The organism is Streptomyces sp. NBC_01439, from assembly GCF_036227605.1.
In the GTDB taxonomy this organism is placed as follows: Bacteria; Actinomycetota; Actinomycetes; order Streptomycetales; family Streptomycetaceae; genus Streptomyces.
On the sequence record NZ_CP109487.1, the window covers coordinates 6,582,100 to 6,608,324 of the forward strand.

Sequence of the window (26,225 nt, forward strand, 5' to 3'; positions counted from 1 at the left end):
TCCCCTCCCCTGTTCCTCCAGGAGTTCCCAGCCATGTCGTCCATCCGACGCCCGAATTCCCTCGCGGCCGCAGTCCTGACCGCCGCAGCGCTCGGCGCCACCGCCTTCGCCCTGCCGGCCACCGCTGCGGGCGGCCCGCCCACCGACCCGGTGAAGATCACCGGTGGCACCCTCGACTGGGGCGTGCTCGCGAGCTACCGCAACTACGTGACCGGCATGGCCAAGGGCACCATCACCGTCGCGGACGGCGCCCAGCAGAACGCGGACGGCACGCTGCGCTTCGTCGAGCCCACCGGCGCGTACGAGCCGGCCAACGGGCACGTGGTGAAGGCGGCCTTCAAGGGCAGCGTCACCTTCTCCTCGCCCGCCCCGCCGGCCGGCCACGGCTTCGAGGTCAAGCTCTCGGACATTCGCATCGACACCGGCACCAAGAAGCTCACCGCGGACGTCACCAAGGGCGGCACGACCACCCAGGACGTGCCCATGGCCACCGTGGCCTTCGCCGGCCAGGCGATGAACGGCCTGGCGACCACGCTCACCCAGGAGGCCGCGGACGCGCTCGGGTCGCCGGGCTACAAGGACAAGCCGGGCGACCCGCTCACCGCGAAGCTGGAGCTGGAGAAGAAGCCCGACCCCGAGCCCAGCCCGGACAACACCACCAAGAACCCGACCCCGCCGGCCGACGACGTGCAGAAGGTGCTCAGCGGCAAGCTGACGTGGGGCGTGAAGGAGTCCTTCCGCAAGTACGTGCTGAGCGCGGGGTCGATCACTCCGGCCGGCGGCGCCGCAAAGAACGGCGACACCTTCGACTTCGCCTTCGGCAAGGGCGACCTCGACGTCAAGAAGCAGAAGCTGAACGCCTCCTTCCAGGGCAACCTCCGTTTCCAGTACGTCGCCCACGGCATCGACATGACCTTCGGTAGCCCCCGCGTCGAGGCCACCGGCAAGACCGGCACCCTCTACGTGGACGTCAAGAACGCCTCCGGCACCAAGACGGGCCTCCGCTTCGCCACGCTCGACCTGTCGAAGACCGACTACAAGACCAAGGACGGCGTCCTGGCGCTGAACGCGGTCCCGGCGGTCTTCACCGCCGAGGGCGCGGCCGCCTTCGCCAATGACACCACCGGCTCCATGTACAAGGCGGGCGACGCGATCGACCCGCTCACCTTCGCCGTGGCGGTGGACAAGGACGCCACCCTGCCGAGCACCGGCGGTACGACGGGCGGCTCGACCGGCGGCACCACCGGCGGCACCACGGGCGGTTCGAACGGTGGAACCACGGGCGGTACGACCGGTGGAACCACGGGCGGTACGACCGGTGGTACGGGCGGCACCGTGGGCGGCGGCTCCTCCACCGTCGGCGGCAACCTCGCCAACACCGGCGCCGAGATCCCGACCGGGGCCCTGCTCACCACCTCCGGCGTGGTGATCGCGGCCGGCGCGGGCGCGGTGTACTTCGCGCGCAGGCGCCGTACGGCCCAGGTCTGAGCCGTGCTTCAATTTCCCGCGTGAACGATCTCGACGTGTTGAAGGTCTTCTGCGCGGGCGACGGCCGGTTCGGCAACCTGCTCGGTGTCGTACGCGACGGCCGGACCTGCCCCGACGATGCGTCGCGGCAGGCCCTGGCCGCCGAACTCGGCTACAGCGAAACGGTGTTCGTCGACGACCCCGAGCGCGGGGTCGTCGACATCCGCACCCCCGGCACGCGCATGTCCTTCGCGGGACATCCGCTGGTCGGGGCCGCGTGGCTGCTGGACATCGAAGAGCTCCAGCCGCCCGCCGGATCCGTATGGGCCCGGGACGACGGGGAGTTCACCTGGATCACGGCCCGCCCCGAGTGGGTCGAGGGCAAGCGCACCGAACAGTTCGGATCCGTCGCCGAGGTCGAGGCGCTGCCCGCCCCGCCGCCCGGCGAGGGCTGGTTGTACGCCTGGGCCTGGGAGGACGAGGCCGCGGGCCGCGTGCGCGCCCGGGGCTTTCCGCGCCGCCCCGACGGGATCATCACCGAGGACGAGGCCACCGGTTCGGCGGCGATCCTGCTGACGGCCCAGCTGAACCGCGCCCTGAACATCACCCAGGGCGCCGGCTCCCAGATCCTCACCGCTCCCGGCCCGGACGGCACCGTGGAGATCGGCGGTCGGGTCCGCTTCGCCCCGACCCCGGACGGGATCTGAGCCCCCCCACCCTGAGTACCCCGCGCAGGGGGAAATGAGTACGTCGGCGCTGACGGGGCCGCCGGTCGGCGCGGTGCAATGGCGCCATGACGAAGACTTCGGTGACCCCCCGCCCCGACGAGCGGCAGCGGCAGCGGTGGCTGCCGGTGGCCGCGCTCTTCACCGTGCTGGCCCCGGTGGCCGCCTGGTGCGGCCGGGCGAGTTCCTACCTGCCCGGCTTCCCGCCCGGAGTCTTCGCGCTCTTCTACGCCGTGCCGCTGGCGATGGTGGCCTTCACCTGGATCCCGCCCCGGACCGACGCGCAGCGCACGCGGCGTCTCGCGCTGGGGAGCATCGGCTGCCTGCTGGCCTTCTTCTACCCCCACGTGTTCCTCGTCGGGGTGCTCACGCTCTGGGCTTTCTCGGGCGGCTGAGCCGGGCGCAGGACCGGATTTTTTACCGACAAGACGTCGGGAACTCATTGACTTAGGCAAACCTAAGTAGGAGGATCGGGCGTGGCGGCGATGCCGTCACGCCTGTTTCCTCTTCCTGGAGGTCCGCCTTGGACGCCTTCTCTACGGTCATCCGCGTCGCCTCGCACGAGCAGCACACCGAGGCCGAGACGTCGACCTTCATGAGCGATCTGCTGGGTGGACGACTCGGCGTGGACGCGTACACGCGCTACACCGAGCAGTTGTGGTTCGTGTACCGGGCCCTGGAGGACGCGGCCGAATCCCTCAAGGACGACCCGGTGGCGGGCCCGTTCATCCAGCCCGAGCTCATGCGCGTCGCCGAGATCGAGCGCGACCTCGCCCACCTGGTGGGTCCGGACTGGCGCGAGAACGTGGTGCCCCTGCCCGCGACGCGTGCGTACGCCGACCGGGTGGCCTGGTGCGCGGCCGAGTGGCCGGGCGGCTACGTCGCCCACCACTACACCCGCTACCTGGGCGACCTCTCCGGCGGCCAGATCATCCGCGACAAGGCGGAGCGCACCTGGGGCTTCGAACGCAAGGGCGACGGCGTCCGGTTCTACGTCTTCGCGGACATCTCCAACCCGGCGGCCTTCAAGCGGACCTACCGCGAGCTGCTGGACGCCATCGCGGCGGACGACCTGGAGAAGCAGCGCATCATCGACGAGTGCAAGCGCGCCTTCGACTTCAACGGTGCGGTCTTCCGGGAGCTGGGCGAGGAGTTCCCGCTCAGCGCGTGACCCCCGGGAGCCCGCGGAAACAGGGCCGGGCCCGGTGCACAGGTGCACCGGGCCCGATCGCGGTCGCGGTCGCGGTCACGGAGGGACCGCCGAACGCTAGGGGAGGGTCAGGATCTCCGCGCCGGAGTCCGTGACCACCAGCGTGTGTTCGAACTGCGCCGTCCGCTTGCGGTCCTTCGTGACGACCGTCCAGCCGTCCTCCCACATGTCGTACTCGTGGGTGCCCAGCGTCAGCATCGGCTCGATGGTGAAGGTCATGCCGGGCTCGATGACGGTGGTGGCGTGCGGGCTGTCGTAGTGCGGGACGATCAGGCCGGAGTGGAAGGACGAGTTGATGCCGTGGCCGGTGAAGTCCCGGACCACGCCGTAGCCGAAACGCTTCGCGTACGACTCGATGACCCGACCGATGATGTTGATCTGGCGGCCCGGCTTGACGGCCTTGATGGCCCGGTTCAGTGCCTCCCGGGTGCGCTCCACCAGCAGCCGGGACTCCTCGTCCACCTCTCCGCACAGGTAGGTCGCGTTGTTGTCGCCGTGCACGCCACCGATGTACGCGGTCACGTCGAGGTTCACGATGTCGCCGTCGCGCAGGACGGTGGAATCGGGGATGCCGTGGCAGATGACCTCGTTCACGGAGGAGCACAGCGACTTCGGGAAGCCCCGGTAGCCGAGCGTCGACGGGTAGGCCCCGTGGTCACACATGTATGCGTGGGCGACCTTGTCGAGCTCGTCGGTGGTCACCCCCGGCGCGATCAGCTTCGCGGCCTCTTCCATCGCCTGGGCGGCGATCCGACCGGCGATGCGCATGGCCTCGATGGTCTCGGCCGTCTGCACCTCCGGTCCGGTGTACGGAGTCGGTGCGGGCTTGCCCACGTACTCGGGCCGACGGATGTTTCCGGGAACGGAACGGACGGGGGAGAGCTCGCCTGGTACGAGCAGCGACTGGCCAGACATGCGAACGAGTGTATCCAGCGAGGATGGGGCAGCATGGCGGGATAGAGCGGTACGAGAGGAGCCCGACGAGGATGGCCCTGTTCAAGAAGCGTCAGGTGGGCAAACCCGGCGAGTGGTACTACTGCCTGGTCCACAAGAAGGTCGAGGAAGGCCCCGACTGCCCGGCCAAGGACCGGTTCGGGCCCTACGGCACCCCGGAGGAGGCGAACCACGCCATGGAGACGGCGCAGGAACGCAACCTCGAATGGCAGAACGACCCCAAGTGGAACGACCGGACCCGCGAGGACGAAGAGGGCGCCGCCGGCACGGGCGGGGCGTAGGCCGTCCCTTTCGGATCACCAGCGGCTGGGCGGCGGCGCGGTCAGGTGGTCGGCCAGCCGCGCCAGCCGGTCCCTGAAGCGGCGCGGTCCGCGCCGCACCGGCACGGTGTTCTCCCCGGCCGCCGCGCTGACCAGGTGCTGCACGGTGTCCAGGTCCATCCCGTCGTCCGACGCCGGCGCCGGTACCGACAGCGCGTCGTGGGCGAGCGCGCCCAGGTCCGGGTCCCCGCCGTCCAGGGACAGGACGGTCGCCCCCGCGCGCCGCACGTCGTGGACGCGCTCCAGCAGCCCCTCACCCGGTGCTCCGGGCGCCACCACCAGCAGCGTGTGCCCGCGCCGGGCCGCCGCCAACCGGCCCAGCCCCACCGACAGGTGCGGCGGCTCCCCGGGCCGCACGTGGTGGCGTACGAGGGTGGGCGCCAGCTCCGGCAGACCCGACCAGGCGGCTTCGTCCACCAGGTGCGCCGCCAGGTGCCAGGGCTCGTAGCCCTCGGTCCCCACCAACAACAGGTGACCGCCGGCCGGTACGACGGACCGGCGCATCGAACCGGCGAAGCGGCGCGCGTCCCCCGGCCACTGCGTACCGGCGAGCACCTCGCGCAGCAGCGCGACCCTCACGGCGTCCATATCGGCATCCTGCACCATGAGGGCGACACGGGGAGCGGTTCCTTCCCCTTCGTCACCCTTCGACTGTGGGCTACCCGGCAGTACCCTCGCCCCCATGACTTCCTCAGACAACACGCAGAAGCCGCCGGTCAAGGACCCATGGGAGCTGCCGGACGTTTCCGGCCTCGTCGTCGGCGTCCTCGGCGGCACCGGCGACCAGGGCCGGGGGCTGGCCTACCGACTCGCCAGGGCCGGCCAGAAGGTGATCATCGGCTCCCGAGCCGCCGACCGCGCGCAGACCGCGGCCGACGAACTGGGCCTGGGCGTGGAAGGCGCGGACAACGCCGAGTGCGCGCGCCGCAGCGACATCGTCATCATCGCGGTGCCGTGGGAGGGCCATGCCAAGACCCTCGAAGCACTGCGCGAGGACCTCGCCGGCAAGCTCGTGGTGGACTGCGTCAACCCGCTCGGCTTTGACAAGCAGGGCGCCTACGCCCTCCAGGTCGAAGAGGGCAGCGCCGCCCAGCAGGCCGCCGCCCTGCTCCCGGACTCCCGAGTCACCGCCGCCTTCCACCACCTCTCGGCCGTCCTGCTCCAGGACGAGTCGATCGACGAGATCGACACCGACGTGATGGTCCTCGGCGAGGCCCGCGCCGACACGGACATCGTCCAGGCCCTGGCCGCACGCATCCCCGGCATGCGCGGCGTCTTCGCCGGCCGCCTGCGCAACGCCCACCAGGTCGAGTCCCTGGTGGCCAACCTGATCTCCACCAACCGCCGCTACAAGGCCCACGCGGGCCTGCGCGTCACGGACCTCTGACCCCGGTCCGACACCCTTACGGCAGCACTGCGGGGCATGGGGGACACTGGAGGGGCTCGACCCCGTTCAGTGTTTCCGAGGAGCTCTTCCCATGCCCCGCCTTGCCGTTTTCGCCATCGTCGTCTGCGTCTGTGCGGTGGCGGCGGCCGTCGTCGCCTTCGTCGAGGGCAGCTTCCTCGGGATCGTCTGGGTGCTGCTGGCCGGCCTCACGTCCAACATGGCCTGGTACTACCTGCGCAAGGCGAAGGCCGAGAAGGCTTCCGCCGCGCGCCAGGTCGGCTAGTCACCCCCGGGGAACCGCCCGGGCGCCCTCGGGGGTGTCCGGTGCGTCAGACGGCCGGGCCGAAGCCGGTGACCGTGGGGTGCGGGGCGGTCGTGCCCGTACCCGGGAAGACGGTCACCTTGCCGGTGGCGTCCGCGGACCACAGGTCCGGCAGGCCGTCGCCCGTGAGGTCGCCGTCGGAGCCGACGCGCGGGTGCGCCGCCGGGGTCAGCGTGGACAGGACCGGACCGGCGGCCGGGTTCGCGAAGGCGGAGAAGTCCGGTGCGTCCGCGGTGCCCTTGATGGAGAAGGCGCGGATCGTGCCGTCCGCCCGGGAGCGGGCCCACAGGGTCGGGAAGTCCGTGCCCTGCGCCCGGCCCGGGGCGAGCAGGTCGTAGCCGGCCCAGGAGGTGTCGTCGGCGGAGAGGAGCACGGCCGTCCGCAGTCGGATGCCGCCGAACTTCGCGAGCCACAGCCGGCCGTTCTCGACGAACAGCAGGGAGCTGCGGGGCAGGAGGCCGTCGACCGCGCTGTCGCCGGTGGGCGATCCGTACGCGGCGATCTGCGTGACCTTCGACCAGTCCGCACCGAACCCGTGCTGAGCGCAGTCGATGACGGAACCTGCCGGGTTCAGGCACTTGGCGGGCTTGCCCAAGTGGATCGGGGCCTGGTCCGTGAAGTGGCCCGCACCGTCGTTGTTGAACCGGTAGACGTACTCCCCACCGGGGGCATGGGCCAGCAGGTCGTCGACCGCAGTCTCGCCCAAGGCACCTCGGTGGGTGTACTGGACAGCGGCCCAGCTCCCGCCGTCGCCCGGGGCGGCCAGGTGGCGGGCGTTCGCGGGGTCCAGCGGGTTCGCGCCCGGCTTGCGGAGGTTGCCCGCCGCGTCCGGGACGAGGACGTCCGGCTTCCCGTCGGCGTCGATGTCGCCGAAGGCGGCGGGCTTGGTGGTGGGCTGCGCGTAGTAGTACGCCTGCGCCTCGCCGAGGTTGCCCGCGTTGTCCCGCGTCTGTAGGTACACCGCCTGGCTGCCCCAGGTGGCGGGCTTGACCTTGATGTCGGCCGAACCGTCGGTCAGCCGGACGACGCGCGAGTCGGTCGCCGCGTCCGCGCAGCTCCAGCCGACCGGGAAGGTGGGGCTCGTCTGCCAGCGGGCACAGGCGATCCCCGAGCCGCCGTCGGTGCCCTTCAGGGTGAAGGTGGCCTCCTCGCCGACCTTCTTGGGGGTCTCGTCCGTGGTGACCTCGGCGGTGGGCCGGGTGTGGTCGACGCGGAAGTAGCACCAGGCCGTGTACGGGCTGGTCAGCTTCCCGTCGGTGGCCCGGGCCCGCCATGCGTACTGGCCGCCGTCCTTCAGCAGGTCGCGGGAGAAGACCGTGGCGGCCTGGGGGTAGGTGGACCACGAGGTCGTGACGTCGGTGCGCGCGCCCCCGTACGAGGTGTCCCACAGCTGGAACGTCGTCTGCAGCTGGGCCTGGGACGCCGAGGTGGCGGTGACCTTGGTCGTGACGTCGTCCAGGCCGATCCAGCCGGCTCCGGACCCCGCGTACGGGTCGGTGTAGCAGTCGGAGTACTGCTCCTCGCCGGCGAACCCGGGGGCCGGGCTGGTGAGGGGCGCCGTGACCTTGGGGGCCGCCGGGTCGGCGGCGGCCGAGGCCGGCGCGGCGGCGGCCAGGCCGAGCGCCAGCGACAGGGCCGCCGCGGGCAGGGCGCGCAAGGGCATTCTGGATGTCATGTGTGCGAAATCCCCCCTGGGATTAATGCTGTTGATCGGTCGGATCGGTCGCAGTCTTTCCGAAAGGGATAGCGGCTCGCACTGACATTTCAGCGGACGGGCGACTCGGGCCGGGCCGGGTCGGCCGGGTCAGTCCTGCGGGACGGCGCAGTAGCCGTCGGAGTCCCGCCAGAAGCTGTAGAGGTCGCGGCCGCAGTACGTCTCCAGGTCCGTCACACCGAGTGCAGACATCAGGCCGTCCACCGCGCCGAAGAAGAACGCGTTGACCCCCGGGATCCACAGCAGCGCGAACACGGCCAGCAGGCCGAACTGTGCCAGCGGCTCCATCTCGCGGCGCACCCGGTACGACAGCCAGGGCTCGATGACCCCGTAGCCGTCCAGGCCCGGTACCGGCAGGAAGTTCAAGATCGCTGCCGAGACCTGCAGCATGGCGAGGAAGGCGAGCGCGTAGCGGAACGCCAGCGGCACCCCGTCGAGGGCGTCCAGCCAGAACGGGGCCGTGCACACCGCGGCGAAGGCCACGTTGGTCAGCGGGCCCGCCGCCGAGATGAGGCTGTGCTTCCAGCGGCCCCGGATCCGGCTCCGCTCGATGAACACCGCGCCGCCGGGCAGGCCGATGCCGCCCAAGATCACGAAGATCACCGGCAGCACGATGCTGAGCAGTGCGTGCGTGTACTTGAGCGGATTCAGCGTCAGGTAGCCCTTGGCGCCCACCGTGAGGTCACCGCCGTGCAGGGCGGTGCGGGCGTGCGCGTACTCGTGCAGGCACAGCGAGACGATCCACGCCGACGTCACGAAGAGGAAAACGGCCAGTCCGGGGCTCGCCGCGTACCCCGTCCACACCGCCCAGCCGGTGACGGCCATGATCGCGAAGATGCCGAGGAATACCGAACTGATCTGCCGCTCTCCGCGGCTGCCCTGATGACCCATGCGGGCAACCTATCCCGCAGGCCGAACGGAAAACGGTGCGGGTCCCGGGCCGGGTACGGGGACAATGGGCCGGTGCGTTACGCGATCCTCGGAACCGCCCAGGCCATCCACGACGACGGGAGCCCCGTCGCCGTCGGCGGAGCACGCCTGCGGGCGCTCCTGACAGCGCTCGCGCTGCGACCGGGGCGGGTGGTGCCCGCTCCGCTGCTCGTCGCCGAGGTGTGGGACGGCGATCCGCCGGCCGACGCGGTGGCGGCCCTGCAGGCGCTGGTCGCCCGGCTGCGGCGGGCGCTCGGGCACACGGCCGTGCGGTCCGCCGAAGGCGGCTACCAACTGGTCGCCGAGCGGGAGGACGTCGACCTGTACCGCTTCGAGCGGCTGGTCCGGGCCGGCGGCCGGGCGCCGGACCCGGCCGAGGCCGCGGCCCTGTACGAGGAGGCCCTCGCCCTGTGGCGCGGACCGGCCCTCGCCGACCTGCCGGACCCGGCTGCGGAGGCCGCGCGCTGGGAGGCCGTACGGATGGATGCGCGCCGGGGTCGGCTCGCGGCGGCCCTGGCCATGGGCGAGGCGGAGCGGTGCCTTCCGGAGCTGACCGCACTGTGCGCGCAGCAGCCGCTGGACGAGTCGTTGCACGCCCTGCGCATCCGGGCCCTGCGCGACGCGGGCCGCCCGGCGGAGGCGCTGGCCGAGTACGACAGCCTGCGCCGGGAGCTGTCCGACCGGCTCGGCACCGACCCGGGCCCGGAACTGCGGGCCCTACACGCCGAACTGCTGACCTCGGACGCGCAGCCGCCGACCACCGCGGCCACCGCCGCTACCGCCACGGCCAGCGCGGCTACCACCGCGGCCGTCGGCGGCGCGCCCCCGGCCGCCCCCGCCCCCGTCCCCGCCCCCACCCCCGCGTCCGCGGGAAACCTTCGGGCGCGCCTGACCACCTTCGTCGGCCGTGAGGACGACATCCGCACCATCGGGGACGACCTCGCGCGGGCCCGCCTCGTCACGCTCCTCGGACCCGGCGGCGCCGGCAAGACACGGCTGTGCCAGGAGGCCGCCGAAGCCCAGGACGAGAGCGCCTGGCCCGATGGCGTCTGGCTCGTCGAGCTCGCTCCCATCGACGGCCCCGGCGACCCGGAAGACGTCGCCGAAGCCGCCCTCGCCGCGCTCGGGGCCCGGGAGACCAAGCTGCGCGGCGCCGCCGCCGACGAACTGCGCGCCTTCACCGAACGCGCCGGGGACGACCCCCTCGACCGGCTCGCCGAGCACTGCGCACGACGCCGGCTCCTGCTGCTGCTCGACAACTGCGAGCACGTCATCGACGCGGCCGCCGCCCTCGCGGAACGCCTCCTCACGCACTGCCCCGACGTCCGGATCCTGGCCACCAGCCGCGAACCCCTCGGCGTCCCGGGGGAGTCCCTGCGCCCGGTGGAACCGCTGCCCGATCCGATCGCGCTGCGGCTGCTCGGTGACCGGGGGGCCGCAGCCCGCGCCGGGTTCACCATCGAGGAGGACCCGGCCGCGGCCGCCGAGATCTGCACCCGCCTCGACGGTCTGCCGCTGGCCATCGAGCTGGCCGCCGCCCGGCTGCGGCTGCTCACCCCGCGCCAGATCGCCGACCGCCTCGACGACCGCTTCCGCCTCCTGACCAGCGGTGCCCGTACCGTCCTGCCCCGCCAGCAGACCCTGCGCGCGGTCGTCGACTGGTCCTGGGAGCTGCTCGACGAAGCCGAACGCACCGTCCTGCGCCGGCTGTCCGTCTTCGCCGGCGGCTGCGACCTCGCCGCCGCCGAGGCCGTCTGCGCCGACCCCGCCCGCGAAGCCTCGTACGACCCCGCCGGCCCCGCCCGCGACGCCTCGTACGACCCCGCCGACGTCCTCGGCTCCCTCGTCGACAAGTCCCTCGTCGTGGCCACCCCCGGATCCGACGGCCGCGGCATGCGCTACCGCCTGCTGGAGACGGTCGGCGAGTACGCCGCCGAACGCCTCGCCGAGGCCGGCGGCGACCGCGAGGCCACCGAGCACCGCCACCTCGTCCACTACCGGGAGCTCGCCCGCACCACCGAGCCGCTGCTGCGCGGCCACGGCCAGCGGGCGGCCACCGACCGGCTCGACACCGAGTACGAGAACGTGCGCACCGCCCTGCGCCGGGCCGTCGCCGTCCGCGACACCGACGAGGTCCTGTGCCTGGTCCACGCGCTCGGCTGGTACTGGCACATGCACGACCTGCGCTCCGAGTCCCGGCACTGGGCCGAGGCCGCCGCCGCCCTCGGCCCCAACCCCTTCGAACCGCCCTTCGTCCCCGCCGAGCCCGTCTACGAACGGCTCGTCGACACGCCGCCGCCCTACTCCGCCGAAACGCGGACCGAGGGCTGGCGCGCCCTCAACCTGGTTCTGCTGGCTTCCCGCGACCAGACCAACGAGACCTGGAACACCCCCTCGGTCCGCGCCCTGATCGACGGGGTCCTCGCGACCTACCGGCCCGGACTGCCGCAGACCTGCCGGACCCCCGCCTCCCTGTGGATCTACGCCGTCATGATCGCCGGCGACCCCGGGTTGCTCCAGCGGGTCGTCGACGCGACCGTCGCGACCGCCCGCGAGCTCGGCTACCGCTGGGAACTGGCCTCCGCGCTCCAGCTGCGCGCCAACATCCTCGCGAACCGGGCCGACTGGGCCGGGGACGCCTCGCGCGACGCCGACGAGAGCCTGGCCCTGTTCCGCGAACTCGGCGATGCCTGGGGCTGCGCCGAGGCGCTGTCCGCCCGCGCCGAGGCCCGGGAGAAGCGCGGCGAGTACGCACTGGCCGCCCGCGACTACCAGGAGGCCATCGCCTACGCCGAACGCCTCGGCGCCATGGCCCAGGTGACGGTGCTGCGCGTACGGATGGCCGGGACGCTGACCGAGGCCGGCCGGATCGAGGAGGCCGAGCAGATCCTCACCGAGATCACCGCGACGGTGCAGCGGTACGGCAACGAGGCCATGCCCGCCGCCCGGATGTTCTTCGCGGGCATCCTCGGCCGTACGGGACGGATCTCCGAGGCGCGCGACCAGCTGCAGATGCTGCGGGACGAGTTCGCCTTCGGCGCGTTCGCCATCTTCGACGGCTTCCTGCTCGCCACGATGGCCTGGCTCGACAACCGGCAGGGGCTGCACGAGGACGCCCTCGACCGGCTGCGCCGGGGCATGGTCACCGTCATCGACCCGATGGCGCGGATGGTGGCCCCGCAGATGCCCGCTGTCTACCTGCTGATAGCGGCCCTCTCGCTGGTCTCGCTCGGCGGCCCGCGCCGGGAGTACGACGCCGCCAGGCTGTTGGGCGCCTACCGGGCGCAGCTGCCGCCCGCGCACTTCCCGGTCACGACGGAGCGCGAGGACCACGCCCTCGCGCAGGAGCTGGCCCGGGCCGCGCTGGGCGACGCCGGCTATGAGAAGGCGTACGCCGAAGGCGGTGGCCTCTCCCTGGAGGAGGCCACCGCCCTCATCTGATCCGGCCCCCGGCCGGTGCCCGTCCGGGACGCGATCCGAACGGATCGGTCCGCGGATCAGGTCTTCTGGCGGAACTTCCGTACCGCGAGCGGCATGGTGACCGCGGTGATGGCCAGCGACCAGATCAGGGTCATCCACACCGAGTCGCCGACCGGAAGGCCGTTGATCAGGGCGCGGGCCGCGTCGGCCAGGTTCGACAGCGGGTTGTAGTCCGTGAAGGACTGCAGCCAGCCCGGCATCGTGGTGGGCGGGGCGAAGATCGAACTGCCGAACTGCAGCGGCATCAGGACCATCATCGCCATGCCCTGGACGGCCTGCGGGGTCTTCAGGGTGAGGCCGAGGAGGACGAAGATCCACATCAGCGAGGCGCCGAAGACGGCCGACAGCCCGATGGCGAGGAACAGGCCCAGCACCGGACCCTTGATCGACAGGCCGAGCAGGAAGCCCACGGCGAGCAGGATGGCGATGGCCACCATCATCCGGCCGAGCTCGACGACGATCTTGGCGATGAGCACCGACGACCGGGCGATGGGCATCGACCGGAACCGGTCCATGACGCCCTTTTTGAAGTCGTCGTTGACCCCGGTGCCGACACCCATGGCGATGTTCATGCCCATCATGGCCATGAGGCCCGGGACCACGTAGTTGACGTACTCCGCCTGGTTCCCCTTGCCGGAGATCGCGCCGCCGAAGACGAACACGAACAGCAGCGTGAAGATGATCGGCATGAACACGACGTCGAACATCGACTCGGGATCCTGCTTGATCTGCAGGGCGTTGCGGCGTACCAGGGCGCCGATGTGCCGCAGGTTGCCCCGCAGGCCGATCCGGCCCTCGCCGTGCGGGGCGGCCACCGGGGCCGGACCGGGCGCGGTGGGGGCGGGCTTCGTCGTGGTTACGGTGCTCATGCCGCGACCTCCTCGGTCTTCTCGGTGGGAACGCCCGCAGGTGTCGTCGCCTCGGCGGAGACGGGCTTCTGGCCGGTGATGGCCAGGAACACCTCGTCGAGGCTGGGCAGGTAGGTGCCGAGGTCGGCGATGGCGTACCCGCGGGCGGCCAGCAGGCCGACGACGGCCGTCAGCTGCTCGTCGCTCAGGATCGGGACCAGCAGCACGCCCTCGTCCGGTACGGCCTGGCTGCCGGCCACTCCGTCCAGTCCGGTCTCGGCCAGCGCGCGGGCCATGCCCGGCAGGTCCGAGGCGTCCACGGGGCGGATCCTCAGGGTGCGGCCGCCGACGCGCGCCTTCAGCTCGTCGACCTTGCCGTTGGCGATGACCTTGCCGCGGTCGATGACCGTCAGCTCGCTGGCGAGCTGCTCGGCCTCCTCCATGTACTGGGTGGTGAGCAGCACCGTGGCGCCCTCGGCGACCAGGCGCTGGACCTCGTCCCACACCTCGTTGCGGGTGCGGGGGTCGAGACCGGTGGTCGGCTCGTCCAGGTACAGAACGGCCGGATTGCCGATCAGCGAGGCGGCGAGGTCGAGCCGGCGGCGCATGCCTCCGGAGTAGTTCGCGGCGGCCTTCTTGGCCGCCTCGGTCAGCGAGAACCGCTCCAGCATCTCGTCCGCGCGGCGGCGGGCGTCCTTGCGGGAGAGGTCGAGCAGCCGCCCGATCATGTAGAGGTTCTCCCAGCCGGAGAGCTTCTCGTCGACCGAGGCGTACTGACCGGTGAGGCCGATGGTGCGGCGCAGCTGCCGTGGCTGGCGGACCACGTCGAAGCCGGCGACGGTCGCCGTGCCGGCGTCCGGGACGATCAGGGTGGAGAGGCAGCGCACCAGCGTGGTCTTGCCGGCACCGTTGGGGCCGAGGACCCCGAGGACCGTGCCCTCCGGTACGTCCAGGTCGACACCGTCGAGGGCCTTGGTCTCGCCGTAGTGCTTGACGAGCCCCCGTACCTCCACGGCGTTGGGCTTGTTGTCGTTTCGCGTCATGTCCTCATGGGACCAGCCGCCACTGACAAAGCACCGACAGCCGACCGACAAACGTACGACAGACGTACGACAGCCCGCCGACACGCGGTCGGCGGGCCGTCGGTCCGGCGCTCACTCCATCAGTGGAAGGCGTGCTCCGCCTGGGGGAACGATCCACCGATCACGTCCTCGGCGAAGGCCTTCGCCGCGTCGGTCATGGTCTCGCGGAGCTTCGCGTACTGCTTGACGAACTTCGGCATCTTCCCGCCGGTCAGGCCCATCATGTCGGTCCACACCAGCACCTGCGCGTCGCACTCCGCGCCCGCGCCGATGCCGACCGTCGGGATGTGCAGGGACCGGGTGACCTCGGCGGCCAGCTCGGCCGGGACCAGCTCCAGCACCACCGCGAACGCTCCCGCGTCCTGAGCGGCCTTCGCGTCGCGCAGCAGCTGGTGCGCGGCCTCGTCGCCGCGGCCCTGCACCCGGTAGCCCATGGCGTTGACGGACTGCGGGGTCAGGCCCAGGTGGGACATGACGGGGATGCCGGACTGCACGATCAGCTCGGTCTGGGCCAGCGAGCGCTCGCCGCCCTCCAGCTTCACCGCGCCGACCCCGGCCTCCTTGACGAGGCGGGTGGCGCTGCGCAGGGCCTGCACCGCGCCCTCCTGGTACGAGCCGAACGGCATGTCGCCGATGACCAGCGCACGGCTCGTGCCGCGCACGACGGCCGCCGAGAGCATGGACATCTGGTCCATCGTCACCGGGACGGTGGAGTCGTAGCCGAGGTGGCAATTGCCCATGGAGTCGCCGACGAGGATGACCGGGATGCCGGCCTCGTCGAAGACGGACGCGGTCATCGCGTCGTAGGCGGTGAGCATGGGCCACTTCTCACCGCGTTCCTTGGCGAGGGCCAGGTCGCGGACGGTGATGCGCCGGGTGCCCGTGCCCCCGTACAGGGTGGCGGAGGCCGCGGATGCGGGTTCGCGGGCAGGCGAAACGGCAGGCGTCATTGCAACTGCTCCTTGTGTCATCTCGAGGCGCCCTTACGACGTCCCCGGACTCACCCCCCATGGTGGCATCCACGCGGGCAAAGGCGGTAGTGGTCCGTGGCGCGAGCCCCGCCACGGGGTCCAATGTGCGCGTTTCGTGACAAGCGGAACCCTCTGCGCACGGCCGTTCGTCCTCCCGGACGTACGACCGTGACCGACGGTCGTGACGTACGGCACGGAAGGCTCCGGTTCATCGCCTAGGGTCAAGGGGCGGGGACGGAGCGCGAGCGCGGCAGTGAGGGCAGTGGTATGGCACAGGCGTACATGACGGATTCGGGGAACGGCGGCTCGGAGTCCGAGCCCTCCGGGACCCGCCTCCGGCGCCGGCTGACCGTACTGCGCAAGGACCCCGGAACCTGGCGGCGGGGCTGGGTCCTCGCCGGGATCGCCGTACTGATCTCGCTCGTCATGATCTTCCATGCGGAGCTGCCCAACGACGTGGGCAACCTCGGCAGCCTCACCGAGACCTTCCTGCCCTGGCTGGGTCTGGTCGTCCCGTTCCTGCTGGCCGGGGCCGTCTACCGGAAGTCCGCCACCGCGCTCCTCGCGGTACTGCTGACGGCCGCGGTCTGGGCGAACCTCTTCGGCGGCCTGATCAGCGACAAGTCCGGCTCCGGCGGCAACCTGGTGGTGGCCACCCACAACGTCGACGCCGACAACGCCGACCCGCGCGGCACCGCCGATTCGGTCGCCCGGTCCGGGGCCGACGTCCTGGCCCTGACCGAGCTCAAGGGCAGCGCCGTGCCCGTCTACGAGAAGTCCCTCGGGGCCGTGTACAAGTACCACTCCGTCGAGGGCACCGTCGGCCTGTGGAGCAAGTACCCGATCACCGCGAGTGCGCCCGTCGACATCCGGATGGGCTGGACCAGGGCCATGCGCGCCACCGTCACCACCCCCCAGGGGGAGGTCGCCGCCTTCGTCGCCCACCTGCCCTCCGTCCGGGTCAAGCTGAACGCCGGCTTCACCGCCAACCAGCGCGACGACAGCGCCGGCGCGCTGGGCGCCGCGCTCGCCGCCGAACGGCTGAAGAGGGTCATCCTGCTCGGCGACCTCAACGGAACCATGAACGACCGCGCCCTGTCCGAGGTCACCTCGCAGATGCGCTCCACCCAGGGCGCGGCCGGCGATGGCTTCGGCTTCAGCTGGCCGGCGGAGTTCCCCATGGCCCGGATCGACCAGATCATGGTCCGCGGCATCCGGCCGGAGGCCTCCTGGACCCTGCCCCGCACCGGCAGCGACCACCTTCCCGTCGCGGCCCGGGTCACCGTGAAGCCCTGACGGACGCGGTCGGGCGAAGGCCCCGGTCGCTCTCCTCGGAGAGCGACCGGGGCCGCGCCGTGTCCGCCGGGGGCGTCCCCGCGCGTTCGGGGGCGTCCCGTGGCGGCTACGCCCGCTCGCGCCAGCCGTTCGTGATGGGCAGCCGGCGGTCCTTGCCGAAGCCCTTCGCGGAGATCTTCGTGCCCGGCGGGTACTGGCGGCGCTTGTACTCCGCCGTGTCCACCATCCGCAGGGTCTTGGCCACCAGCTCCGGATCGAAGCCGGCCGCCACGATCGCGTCCAGGCCCTGGTCGCGGTCCACGTACATGGCCAGGACCGCGTCGAGCACCGGGTAGTCGGGCAGCGAGTCCGTGTCCACCTGGCCCGGGCGCAGTTCGGCGCTCGGCGGCTTCACGATCGAGTTCTCCGGGATCGGCGGGACCTCACCGCGCTCGGCGGCGGCCCGGTTGCGGTATTCCGCGAGCCGGAAGACGTCCGACTTGTAGACGTCCTTGATCGGGCCGTACGCGCCCACCGAATCGCCGTACAGGGTGGAGTAGCCGACGGCCAGCTCCGACTTGTTGCCCGGGGCCAGCACGATGTGGCCCTCCTGGTTGGACAGGGCCATCAGCAGGGTGCCGCGCAGTCGGGACTGGAGGTTCTCCTCGGCCAGGCCGGTCAGGCCCAACGAGCCCATGTAGGCGTCGAACATCGGCTCGATGGGGACGGTCCGGAAGTTCAGCCCGGTGCGCTCGGCCAGGTCGGCCGCGTCGCTGCGGGAGTGGTCCGAGGAGTACTTCGAGGGCATCGAGACGCCGTGGACGTTCTGCGCGCCGATCGCGTCGCAGGCGATCGCGGCGACGAGCGCGGAGTCGATGCCGCCGGAGAGCCCGATCAGGACGGAGCGGAACCCGTTCTTCTTGACGTAGGCGCGCAGTCCCACGACCAGTGCGTCGTAGACCTCCTCGTCGTCGTCGAGCCGGTCGGCGTAACCGCCGGTGACCACCGGCTCGTACGGCTCCACGGGCTCCTCGGAGAGGATCACGCGCTCGATGCGCAGCCCGTCGTCCACGACGCCCTCGGGTGCGTCGGGGCGGGCGGCCGGCAGGTCGAGGTCGACCAGGACGCAGCCCTCGGAGAACTGCGGGGCGCGGGCGATGACCTGTCCGTCGGCGTCGACGACGATCGAGTCGCCGTCGAAGACCAGCTCGTCCTGGCCGCCGATCATCGCCAGGTAGGCGAGGGTGCAGCCGGCCTCCTGGGCCCGCTTCTGGACCAGTTCGAGCCGCAGGTCGTCCTTGTTGCGCTCGTACGGGGACGCGTTCACGGAGATCAGCAGCCCGGCCCCGGCGGAGCGGGTGGCCGGGACCCGGCCGCCCTCCTGCCAGAGGTCTTCGCAGATGGCCAGGGCCACGTCGATCCCGCCCACCCGGATCACCGGCTGCGTGTCGCCCGGCACGAAGTACCGGAACTCGTCGAACACGCCGTAGTTGGGGAGGTGGTGCTTGGCGAAGCCCAGGACGACCTGCCCGCGGTGCAGCACGGCGGCCGCGTTCTCGGGGGAGCCCGCCGGGCGGCCCAGGCGGGGCACGGCCCGCTCGGTGCGGTCGAGGTAGCCGACGACGACCGGCAGCTCGCCGAGGCCTTCGGCGGCCAGCCGCTCCGCGAGCTCGCGCAGCGCGGTACGGGAGGCCTCCACGAAGGAACCGCGCAGGGCGAGGTCCTCGACGGGGTACCCGGTCAGCATCATCTCCGGGAACGCCACCAGGTGGGCGCCCTGCTCGGCGGAGTGCCGGGTCCAGTGGACGACCGAGTCGGCGTTGGCGGCGATGTCGCCGACGTGCGAGTCGATCTGATTCAGAGCGAGTCGAAGTTGAGGCACGGGGCCCAGTGTAATCGTCTTTCTGACGCGATGTCCTGGGCCCCGTCTGTTTCCCGTCCGGTGACGTTCCGTCAGCGGATCGGGCCCGCGTACTTCACGTTGTCGAGCATGACCCCGGGGGAGATGTCCGCGGTGATGCTCTTGGTGCCCTTGGGGACCTCGAAGGCCAGGATCCCGCTGGCGGTTTCGCCCGGCAGGATCGAGCCCCTGATCATCTTCGGCACGTTGCCGGAGTCGTAGGCCATCTCGGCGGCCATGCCCTGGTCGTCGCGGACGTTGGGCACGGCGTAGATCACTTCGTGCGGTGAGGACGAACCGTTGGTGATGGTGACGGTGAGCTGGACCGCGTTCTTGATCCTCTCGCGGGAGTACTCGCCCTTCGCCTCGTACTTCGTCGGGGTCGAGAGGCTCACCTTGATGCCGTTCGGGTAGGTGAAGGTCTCGCCGAACGGCAGCGCGCTGGTCAGGCCGGGCACCTGGGTGGGTGACGGGGACTTGGAGGGCCAGGGCTCACTGCTGGGGTAGTCGCCGTCCGGCCCCCACTCCTCCTCGATCTGCCGGTCGATGTGGTGGTCGGCCCGGTCGACGACGAGTGCCGTGAGGAAGAAGCCGCCGACCGAGGCGAACAGGCCGAGCGCCGCGAGGACGGTGCCGACGACGGCCATCGACTTCCTCGGGGCGCCCTTGTTGGCGCGGACGATACCGCCGATGCCGAGGCCCGCGCCGACGGCGGCGAGCAGGGTGCCGAGCCAGAAGAGGAACGGGATGATGCCGAAGAAGAGGCCGAAGCCGCCGGTGATGACGGCGGCGACCGCCAGGCCGTTGTTGTTCGGGGCGGCCTGGGGGTATCCGGGGTATCCGGCATACCCCGGGTATCCCGGGTGCGTGGTTCCGGGGAAGCCCGGGGTGGGCTCGCCCCACGTGTGGCCAGGTGCGCCGGGTGCGGCAGGTGTGCCGAAGGCGGCCGCCGGGGCGGGAGCGGGAGCGGGCGGCGACGGCGGGGCGAACGACGACGGGGCGGGAGCCGGCTCCGGGGCGGCTGCGGCGGGCGCCTCGGGTGCCCGGGCCGCCTCTGGAGCCTCAGGAGTTGCCGGGGTCTTCTCCGGCGAGGGCGTCTGCGCCGGAGCCTCGGGGGTTGCCGGGGCGGTCGGGGTCTTGTCCAGTGAGAGCGGCTGCGCGGGTGTTTCGAGGGTCGCCGGGGTCTCGTCCCGTGAGAGTTGCTCCGTGGGTGCCTCGGAGGTTTCCGGTGCCTCGGGTGTTGCCGGGGCGGTCGGGGTCTTGTCGAGCGAGAGCGGCTCGGTGGGTGCCTCGGAGGTTTCCGGTGCCTCGGGGGTTGCCGGGGCGGCCAGGGTCTTGTCGAGCGAGAGCGGCTGCGCGGGTGCCGGTATGGATTCCGTCTCGGGTGTCGGGCTGCCCGCCGGCTCGGTCGGCGGACCGACGGGAGTGCTGGGCGGGTTCGGCGGGGTGCTCATACCGGCGGGGGCGTCCTTTTGTCGCGGCAGTCGTGATCACCGCAAGGGTGTCATGTTCGCGCCCGGGGCCGCCCCGAATTCCTGCCCGCGTGCCCGCTTCCCCGCCCCGCCCGGCCCGGGACCGGGGGTCGGGCGGGGCCGGCCGTGATCTACAGCTGGTAGCCGAGCACCGTCATCATCCCGGACTCCGAGTGGTAGACGTTGTGGCAGTGCGTCATCCACAACCCGGGGTTGTCCGCGTCGAAGTCCACCGTCAGCCTGCGCCCCGGCAGGAGGATCGCGGTGTCCTTGCGCGCCCCGCCCTCTTGCCCGCCCAGCGCGAAGGTGTGCCCGTGCAGGTGGACCGGGTGCCACATGGGCGTCGCGTTGGCGAACTCCAGCCGGACCCGCTCGCCCGCCCTCACCGGGTGCCGCTGGTCGGGCGTGTACGGCTTGCCGTCGAAGGCCCAGTTGTAGTTGGTCATGCTGCCGGTCAGTCGGAGCTGCACCGTACGGTCCGGGTCGCGCGGGGCCAGCGCGACCGATTCGGCAGCCCTGAGCGCGTCCGCCATCAGCGGCGGCGCGTCCAGTTCGGCCGGCCGGGTCGCGGCCGTCGGCGCCGTTCCCGACCCGGTGCGCAGCACGGCGAGCGCCGAACCCTCCTTGCCCTCGGCGAGTGCGGTGAGGGGGAACACCCCGTCCTTGGCCGTGACCAGGACGTCGTACCGCTCGCCCATGCCCAGCAGCAGTGATCCCGTCCTCGTCTGCTCCACCGGGTAGCCGTCGGTGTGGGTGACCGTCAGTTCGTGGTCGCCGAGGGCGATCCGGAAGGCGGTGTCCCCGCCGGCGTTGATGATCCGCAGCCGGATCCGGTCGCCGGGTTCGGCCGTGAGGACCGAAGGGTCGTCCGCCACCCGCCCGTTGATCAGGTAGTACGCGTAGACGACGTCGCCCGCGTCCCCGCCGAGGTAGTCGCTGTGGCCGCCCATGGCGACGTAGGAGCGCTTCTTGGCGCCGCCGGAGGAGAGGGAGGGCGAGGGGGAGGCGCTCCGGCCGCGGGCCGCGTGGGCTCCGCCGTTGCCGTTCATGCCCTTGCGGAGCTCGGCGAGGACGGCGTCCGGAGTGGCTCCGTCCACCCCGTCGATCCAGTCGTCCAGGACCACCACCCACTCCTTGTCGTAGGAGAGGGGCTCCTTGGGGTCCTCGATGATCAGCGGGCCGTACAGGCCGCGGTCCTGCTGGACCCCGGTGTGCGGGTGGAACCAGTACGTGCCCGGGTTCGGGACGGCGAACCTGTACGGGAAGGACGCGCCCGGGGCGATGTCCCGCTGGGTCAGCCCCGGGACCCCGTCCATGTCGTTGCGCAGGGTGAGGCCGTGCCAGTGCAGGGAAGTGGCCTCGGGGAGGTTGTTGGCCAGCGTGAGGGCGAGCGTGCCGCCCGCGGTGGCCCGGACCTCCTGGCCCGGCACCCTGTCCCCGTACGCCCAGGAGCGGACGGTGATGCCGGCGCCGAGGTCGAGCGGGGTGGCGGTGGCGGTCACCTTGACCTCGGTGAGCGGGCCGGTGGCCTTGCGGGCGGCCTCGGCGGCCTGCACTTCGGGTCCGGCCGGGTCCACGTACCCCTCGGGCACGTTCCCGGCGGAGCCGCCGTGGTTCATTGAGCCGTGGCCGGAGCCGGCGGAGCCCCCGGAGCCGGCTGCTCCGGGGGAACCGGAGCAGGCGGTGAGCAGACCGGTGCCGAGGACGGCCGCGGATGCGCCGAGCACGGTGCGACGGGTGGGAAGAGAGCGCATGGGAGCACCTCATGGGTGTGGTGTTACGGATGCATGGGCACGGATCGGCGCCGCCCCGGGCATGCGCGGGCATGCGGGGCGGCGGCGTCGGCCTACACCCGCAGGACCGCCAGCCGGGTGAGGAGCTCGCGGGGCGAGGGCGGGTCCGGACCACTGCCGGACCGGACCGGTATGCGGGCCGCGCCCCCGAGCGGCGCGGCGCGTCGGGATCCGGTCCGACCGGTGCCGATGAGCAGTACGACGAGCCCCGCGAGCACGGCGAGGCAGACCGACGTCGGGTCCATCTCGGTCGCGGGCACCGCGTGCCCCCACCAGGGGGTGGTGGGGGAGGGCGCGTCGGCGGCCGCCGGTGCCGAGGTGTGGCGCGCGCCACCCGACCCGACCGGGACGGGCTGCCCCGCCGAGGCAACGGAGTGGGCCGCAGACACGTCTTGCACGGCGTGGGACTCAGTCGGATGGCCCAGGGTGTGCATCGTGACGATGCCCAGCAGTAGCGCGGCGAGCAGCAGCAACCGGTCCCCCGGGGCGGCTCGCTGAGCGCTGCGCGTCATGCCGGGAACCCTACCGGGGGTGGGTATCCGATCGGAGGACCGACCCCGCGTCTGCTTAGGATTAGTCACACTATGTCCCCACATGGGCTCTCGCCGCGGAGCGCGTGGCCGGTCGCCACGCTGATCGGTCTTGCCGCGGCCGCCTACACCGCGTGGGTGCTCGAAGTCGTCCTCTCCACGGGCCTCAACCCCATCGAGACGTACGTCAGCGAACTCGCCGCCCAGGACCAGCCGCTCGGCGGCCTCTTCCGGGCCACCGACTTCACCGCCGGGCTGCTCGCCTTCTCCGGGGGGCTCCTGGCCCTCTTCCGGCTGCTGAAGTACGCGGAGTCCCGCCGCGCCTGGGCGGTCATCGGATGGGCCGGGGTCGCCCTCTTCGGCGCGGCCACCGCCGCCGACGCCTGGTTGCCGCTGAGCTGCCAGCCCACCGTGGACCCCGAATGCGCCGCCCTGGAGACCGCCGGACTGGTCCCCGCGACCCACCAGGCCCACGCCGTCAGCAGCAGCCTCGCCATGACCGGGGCCCTGGTCGGCCTGGTGGCCCTCACCGTTGCCGCCCGCCGCTACCGCTGGTTCGCCCCGCTCGCCCGCTACGGCCCCGCCCTCGTCGCCCTCGAACTGCTGGCCACCGTCTGGACCCTGTCCGCGATCGCCCTGTTCACGGCCGGGCGCGGGACCTGGGCCCTTGGCGCCGGTCAGCGGCTCCAGGTGCTCCTCGTCGCGCTCTGGCTGGGCCTGCTCGCCCACTCCGTCCACAAGGAAGGCCGTACGTGAGCGCCACCGGCCGGTTCGTCCGCATCGACCGCGTCGAAGGGGTCGGCGGGGGCAACGGCGCCCACCGCGTCGACGGGGTTCCGCTGCACGTCGTCGTCGAAGGCCGGGGGCCCGTGTGCGTCCTCAGTGCCGGGCTCGCCATGGCCTGGTTCGACTGGGACCCGGTCGTCGCACCGCTCGTCGCCGCGGGCCGCACCGTCGTCCGCTTCGACCGCCCCGGACACGGCCTCAGCGGCCCCGCCACCGAGCCGCCCACCACCGCCGGGGAGGCCCACCGCATCGCCGGGCTGCTGGACGCGCTGGGGCTCGGCGCCCGCGCGGCCGGGCCCGTCACCGTCGTCGGGCACTCCATCGCCGCCTTCCACGCCGAAGCCTTCGCCCGCCTGTACCCGGAGCGCACCGCCGGGCTCGTCCTGGTCGACGGCAGCACCGAGGAGGCCCCGCACGCGGCCCTGCCCGTCGCACTGCGCACCGGGGCCGCCCGGTCGCTCGGCCGGGCCGTGACCGCCGCCGGACTGCCGGCCGCGCTGGGACCGCTGCTCCGCCGCGTCACCGTACGGGCCTCCCGCACCGGCGGCTCCGACCCGGCCGCACGGGACCTCGTACGCCGCTGCTACCGCACCGGCCGGGTCTGGCGCGGCGCCCTGTTGGAGAACTCCCGCTACCTGGACATGGCCGCCGAGCTGCAGGTCCTGCGGGGCACGCACCCGCTGGCCGCCCCCACCACCGTCCTGGCCGGTCACGACGGCTCGGCCGGACGCTCGGCCCTGCGCTGGCTGTCCCGGCAGGCGGACCTCGCCGACCTGCTCGGCGCCCGCTTCGAGGTCGCCGAACCCGCCGGCCACCTGGTCATGCTGGACCGCCCGGGCCAGGTGGCCCGGGCGGTCCTGGCAACGGCCGGGCAGGATCAGACCCGCGCGTAGACCTTCTCCACGAAGGTGGCCATCTGGTCGTCGGAGAGGTGCTGGGCGAGGTCGGCCTCGCTGATCATGCCCACCAGCTTCTTGTTCCGGATCACGGGCAGCCGGCGGATCTGGTGGCTCTGCATCTCCTCCAGCACGTCACCGACGTCCGCGCCCGCGTCGATCCAGCGCGGGGTGCCCCGGGCCATGTCGCCGCAGGTGACCTTCGCCGGGTCGTGGCCCTTCGCCACACAGTTCACGACGATGTCGCGGTCGGTGATGATGCCGCACAGCCGCTCCTCGGCGTCGCTGATGGGCAGGGCACCCACATTGAGCCGGGCCATCAGCTGGGCGGCCCGGTCGAGGGTCTCGGTGGCGGGAATCCACTGGGCCCCGGGGTGCATGATGTCTGCGGCAGTGGTCATCGCTGAACCTCCTGAGCACGCCGTTCGACACCGGGCGCGGGCGCGTCCGGTGCGGCGGTCTCCCACGGGCCGGTACGGGTCCCACAAGCGGTCCACACGGCGGTCCACACGGCGGTCCACACGGCGGTCCACACGGCGGTCCACACGGCGGTCCACACGGCGGTCCACACGGCGGTTCACACGGTGGTCCACAGGGCCGTCCCACCGCCGTCCACACGGTGGAGCACGCCCGTACGGGTGAGAGGGCGCCTCTCACCACGGTACGGGCGTGTCCCGTCACCCGCGCGGCGCGGCTCCGCGCTGCCGCAGCATGTCCGCCATCAAGGTGAGCTCCGAGCGCTGCGCGTCGACCATGCCCTGCGCCAGCGCCCGCTCGACCGGGGTCTCGCACTGCTGCGCACAGCCCTCGGCCATCGCGACGCCGCCCTTGTGGTGGTCGGTCATGAGCTGGAGGAAGAGCACCTCCGCGTCCCTGCCCGAGGCGGCACCCAGCTGGTCCAACTCCTCCTTGGTGGCCATGCCCGGCATCAACGCACCGGGCTTGGCGGCGTCCGCGCCGCCACCGTGCCCCGCATGCCCGCCGCTACCGCCGTGGCCGCCCGAGGTTCCCATCCAGGACATCGGCGGTTCGCCGGCCACCACCTTCGGCAGCCCCCACAGGTCCAGCCAGCCGAGCAGCATGCCCCGCTGGTTGGCCTGGGTGTTGGCGATGTCGTAGGCGAGCGTGCGCACCGCCTCGTCCTGGGTGCGGTCGCGGACGATGAAGGACATCTCCACCGCCTGCTGGTGGTGCACCGCCATGTCCCGGGCGAAGCCCGCGTCCGGCGACCGGAGCCCCGGAGTGCGGGGCGCCGCCGTACGGTCCGACGGACCGGGATGCGCGGAACCACCGCCGTTCGCGGCGGCCACCGTGGCGGCAGCCGCGAACAGCAGGGCCAGCAGGACGGCCGTGCCCGCGACCCAGTACGTACGGGGGACGGGGCGGTCGGCGCCGGCCGGCCGGCTCACTTGCCGGCCAGCCCGCTCGTGCAGGCCGCGCCCGGCTCCGGGGTCTGCTCGCCCTGCACGTACTTCGTGAAGAACTGCGACACCCGCGGATCGTCCGCGCTGTCCACGGTCACCTGCTTGCCCCACGCGCTGAGCATGATCGAGCCGGTCTGCTCCTTGACCGGGCTCATCAGGGTGTACGGGGTCTTGCCCACGGTCGCGGCGAGCTTGTCCACGTCGGCCTTGGGGGCCTTCTCGTTGTACGTCACCCAGACCGCGCCGTGCTCCAGCGAGTGCACGGCGTTCACCTCCGGCACCGGGTTCTTGTAGACGTCACCGTTGCAGTTCATCCAGCGGGGGTGGTGGTCGCCGCCGACCGGCGGGTTCATCTCGTACTTCACCGGGGTCTCGACGTGGTTGCGGCCCAGCGTCTTCGCGTCCCAGAGCTGCTCGCCCGAGACCGGCTGCTTGCGGATCTCCTCGGCCTCCTTGCGGATCTTCTCCGCGGCCGCCTGCTTGCGCTGCTCTTCCTGCTTCTGGCCGATCAGCACCCAGGCACCGAAGCCGACGAGGCCCACGACGACGGCCGATGCGGTCGTGATCGCGATGGCCTTGTTGCGCCGCTCCTTGATCTGGTCGGCGCGGCGCATCTCGGCTATGCGTGCTTGACGGGAGTTCGGGTCGGTGTGCTGGTTGGTCCTGCCGGACTTGCTGGCCATGTGCCCTGGTTTCCTTCTGCTGAGGGGGGTGGATGAACGCGAAACCGAACCGGACC

General features: G+C 72.2%; 25 protein-coding genes. 11 read left to right on the plus strand and 14 right to left on the minus strand.

Annotation, left to right across the window (positions count from 1 at the left end):
- The first annotated feature begins 33 nt into the window (after positions 1-33).
- From OG207_RS29850 to OG207_RS29865, 4 genes are all read left to right on the plus strand, one after another.
- Positions 34-1,488, plus strand: a complete 1,455-nt coding sequence (locus OG207_RS29850) for an HtaA domain-containing protein (RefSeq protein WP_329102578.1) — start codon at positions 34-36, stop codon at positions 1,486-1,488.
- Positions 1,489-1,508: 20 nt separating this feature from the next.
- Positions 1,509-2,174 (plus strand): PhzF family phenazine biosynthesis protein, encoded by a 666-nt coding sequence (locus OG207_RS29855; RefSeq protein ID WP_329102579.1) that lies wholly within the window; start codon positions 1,509-1,511, stop codon positions 2,172-2,174.
- An 86-nt stretch (positions 2,175-2,260) separates the two neighbouring features.
- On the plus strand, positions 2,261-2,587 hold the full coding sequence (locus OG207_RS29860; RefSeq protein WP_329102581.1) for a hypothetical protein: 327 nt from the start codon (positions 2,261-2,263) through the stop codon (positions 2,585-2,587).
- A gap of 128 nt (positions 2,588-2,715) precedes the next feature.
- Positions 2,716-3,363 (plus strand): biliverdin-producing heme oxygenase, encoded by a 648-nt coding sequence (locus OG207_RS29865; RefSeq protein WP_329102584.1) that lies wholly within the window; start codon positions 2,716-2,718, stop codon positions 3,361-3,363.
- 96 nt (positions 3,364-3,459) lie between these two features.
- Here OG207_RS29865 and map read toward each other — a convergent pair whose 3' ends face one another.
- Positions 3,460-4,317, minus strand: a complete 858-nt coding sequence (gene map / locus OG207_RS29870; RefSeq protein ID WP_329102586.1) for a type I methionyl aminopeptidase — start codon at positions 4,315-4,317, stop codon at positions 3,460-3,462.
- A 71-nt stretch (positions 4,318-4,388) separates the two neighbouring features.
- On the opposite strand from map, the gene OG207_RS29875 reads away from it, so the two are divergent.
- On the plus strand, positions 4,389-4,637 hold the full coding sequence (locus tag OG207_RS29875) for a hypothetical protein (RefSeq protein ID WP_329102587.1): 249 nt from the start codon (positions 4,389-4,391) through the stop codon (positions 4,635-4,637).
- 15 nt (positions 4,638-4,652) lie between these two features.
- On the opposite strand, the gene OG207_RS29880 is transcribed toward OG207_RS29875, so the two are convergent.
- The gene (locus tag OG207_RS29880; RefSeq protein ID WP_329102589.1) at positions 4,653-5,264 is read right to left on the minus strand and encodes a hypothetical protein; all 612 of its coding nucleotides are present in this window, start codon (positions 5,262-5,264) and stop codon (positions 4,653-4,655) included.
- A gap of 94 nt (positions 5,265-5,358) precedes the next feature.
- On the opposite strand from OG207_RS29880, the gene npdG reads away from it, so the two are divergent.
- The gene (gene npdG / locus OG207_RS29885; RefSeq protein ID WP_329102591.1) at positions 5,359-6,063 is read left to right on the plus strand and encodes an NADPH-dependent F420 reductase; all 705 of its coding nucleotides are present in this window, start codon (positions 5,359-5,361) and stop codon (positions 6,061-6,063) included.
- 91 nt (positions 6,064-6,154) lie between these two features.
- Positions 6,155-6,346: a hypothetical protein gene (locus OG207_RS29890; RefSeq protein ID WP_329102592.1), complete on the plus strand. Its 192-nt coding sequence runs from the start codon at positions 6,155-6,157 to the stop codon at positions 6,344-6,346.
- Between the two features lie 46 nt (positions 6,347-6,392).
- Here the strand turns inward: OG207_RS29890 and OG207_RS29895 are convergent, their stop codons facing one another.
- Positions 6,393-8,060 (minus strand): FG-GAP repeat domain-containing protein, encoded by a 1,668-nt coding sequence (locus OG207_RS29895; protein ID WP_329102595.1) that lies wholly within the window; start codon positions 8,058-8,060, stop codon positions 6,393-6,395.
- Positions 8,061-8,189: 129 nt separating this feature from the next.
- Positions 8,190-8,990, minus strand: a complete 801-nt coding sequence (locus OG207_RS29900) for a site-2 protease family protein (protein WP_329102597.1) — start codon at positions 8,988-8,990, stop codon at positions 8,190-8,192.
- Between the two features lie 72 nt (positions 8,991-9,062).
- Between OG207_RS29900 and OG207_RS29905 the strand changes: the two genes are divergently transcribed.
- Positions 9,063-12,470: an AfsR/SARP family transcriptional regulator gene (locus tag OG207_RS29905; protein WP_329102599.1), complete on the plus strand. Its 3,408-nt coding sequence runs from the start codon at positions 9,063-9,065 to the stop codon at positions 12,468-12,470.
- Positions 12,471-12,526: 56 nt separating this feature from the next.
- On the opposite strand, the gene OG207_RS29910 is transcribed toward OG207_RS29905, so the two are convergent.
- From OG207_RS29910 to panB, 3 genes are all read right to left on the minus strand, one after another.
- A complete protein-coding gene (locus OG207_RS29910; protein WP_329102600.1) occupies positions 12,527-13,378 on the minus strand; it encodes an ABC transporter permease in 852 nt (283 codons plus the stop codon).
- On the minus strand, positions 13,375-14,400 hold the full coding sequence (locus OG207_RS29915) for an ATP-binding cassette domain-containing protein (protein ID WP_329102601.1): 1,026 nt from the start codon (positions 14,398-14,400) through the stop codon (positions 13,375-13,377). Before OG207_RS29915 ends, OG207_RS29910 begins: the two co-directional genes overlap by 4 nt.
- A gap of 119 nt (positions 14,401-14,519) precedes the next feature.
- Positions 14,520-15,389: a 3-methyl-2-oxobutanoate hydroxymethyltransferase gene (gene panB, locus OG207_RS29920; protein WP_329102603.1), complete on the minus strand. Its 870-nt coding sequence runs from the start codon at positions 15,387-15,389 to the stop codon at positions 14,520-14,522.
- Positions 15,390-15,677: 288 nt separating this feature from the next.
- Here panB and OG207_RS29925 point away from each other — a divergent pair, with 288 nt between their 5' ends.
- Positions 15,678-16,706: an endonuclease/exonuclease/phosphatase family protein gene (locus OG207_RS29925; protein WP_329102605.1), complete on the plus strand. Its 1,029-nt coding sequence runs from the start codon at positions 15,678-15,680 to the stop codon at positions 16,704-16,706.
- Positions 16,707-16,812: 106 nt separating this feature from the next.
- On the opposite strand, the gene OG207_RS29930 is transcribed toward OG207_RS29925, so the two are convergent.
- From OG207_RS29930 to OG207_RS29945, 4 genes are all read right to left on the minus strand, one after another.
- On the minus strand, positions 16,813-18,567 hold the full coding sequence (locus tag OG207_RS29930) for an NAD+ synthase (protein WP_329102607.1): 1,755 nt from the start codon (positions 18,565-18,567) through the stop codon (positions 16,813-16,815).
- A gap of 71 nt (positions 18,568-18,638) precedes the next feature.
- Positions 18,639-20,039 carry a hypothetical protein gene (locus OG207_RS29935; protein WP_329102609.1) on the minus strand — a complete coding sequence of 467 codons (1,401 nt, stop codon included), beginning with the start codon at positions 20,037-20,039 and terminating at the stop codon, positions 18,639-18,641.
- Between the two features lie 149 nt (positions 20,040-20,188).
- Entirely contained in the window at positions 20,189-21,811 is a 1,623-nt protein-coding gene (locus tag OG207_RS29940) for a multicopper oxidase family protein (RefSeq protein ID WP_329102611.1), read from the minus strand.
- Positions 21,812-21,903: 92 nt separating this feature from the next.
- Complete coding sequence (locus OG207_RS29945; RefSeq protein WP_329102613.1) at positions 21,904-22,362, minus strand: hypothetical protein; 459 nt, start codon at positions 22,360-22,362, stop codon at positions 21,904-21,906.
- Positions 22,363-22,434: 72 nt separating this feature from the next.
- Between OG207_RS29945 and OG207_RS29950 the strand changes: the two genes are divergently transcribed.
- Together OG207_RS29950 and OG207_RS29955 are read left to right on the plus strand one after the other, a co-directional pair.
- A complete protein-coding gene (locus tag OG207_RS29950; protein ID WP_329102615.1) occupies positions 22,435-23,136 on the plus strand; it encodes a DUF998 domain-containing protein in 702 nt (233 codons plus the stop codon).
- 23 nt (positions 23,137-23,159) lie between these two features.
- Entirely contained in the window at positions 23,160-24,059 is a 900-nt protein-coding gene (locus tag OG207_RS29955) for an alpha/beta fold hydrolase (protein WP_329107983.1), read from the plus strand.
- Here the strand turns inward: OG207_RS29955 and OG207_RS29960 are convergent.
- From OG207_RS29960 to OG207_RS29970, 3 genes are all read right to left on the minus strand, one after another.
- Complete coding sequence (locus OG207_RS29960) at positions 24,044-24,463, minus strand: CBS domain-containing protein (protein WP_329102617.1); 420 nt, start codon at positions 24,461-24,463, stop codon at positions 24,044-24,046. The two genes, OG207_RS29955 and OG207_RS29960, sit on opposite strands and share 16 nt — an antisense overlap.
- Positions 24,464-24,739: 276 nt before the next feature.
- Entirely contained in the window at positions 24,740-25,471 is a 732-nt protein-coding gene (locus OG207_RS29965; protein ID WP_329102620.1) for a DUF305 domain-containing protein, read from the minus strand.
- Positions 25,468-26,169 (minus strand): DUF3105 domain-containing protein, encoded by a 702-nt coding sequence (locus OG207_RS29970; RefSeq protein ID WP_402696338.1) that lies wholly within the window; start codon positions 26,167-26,169, stop codon positions 25,468-25,470. The genes OG207_RS29965 and OG207_RS29970 overlap by 4 nt, the downstream gene beginning before the upstream one ends.
- Between the last annotated feature and the right edge of the window lie 56 nt (positions 26,170-26,225).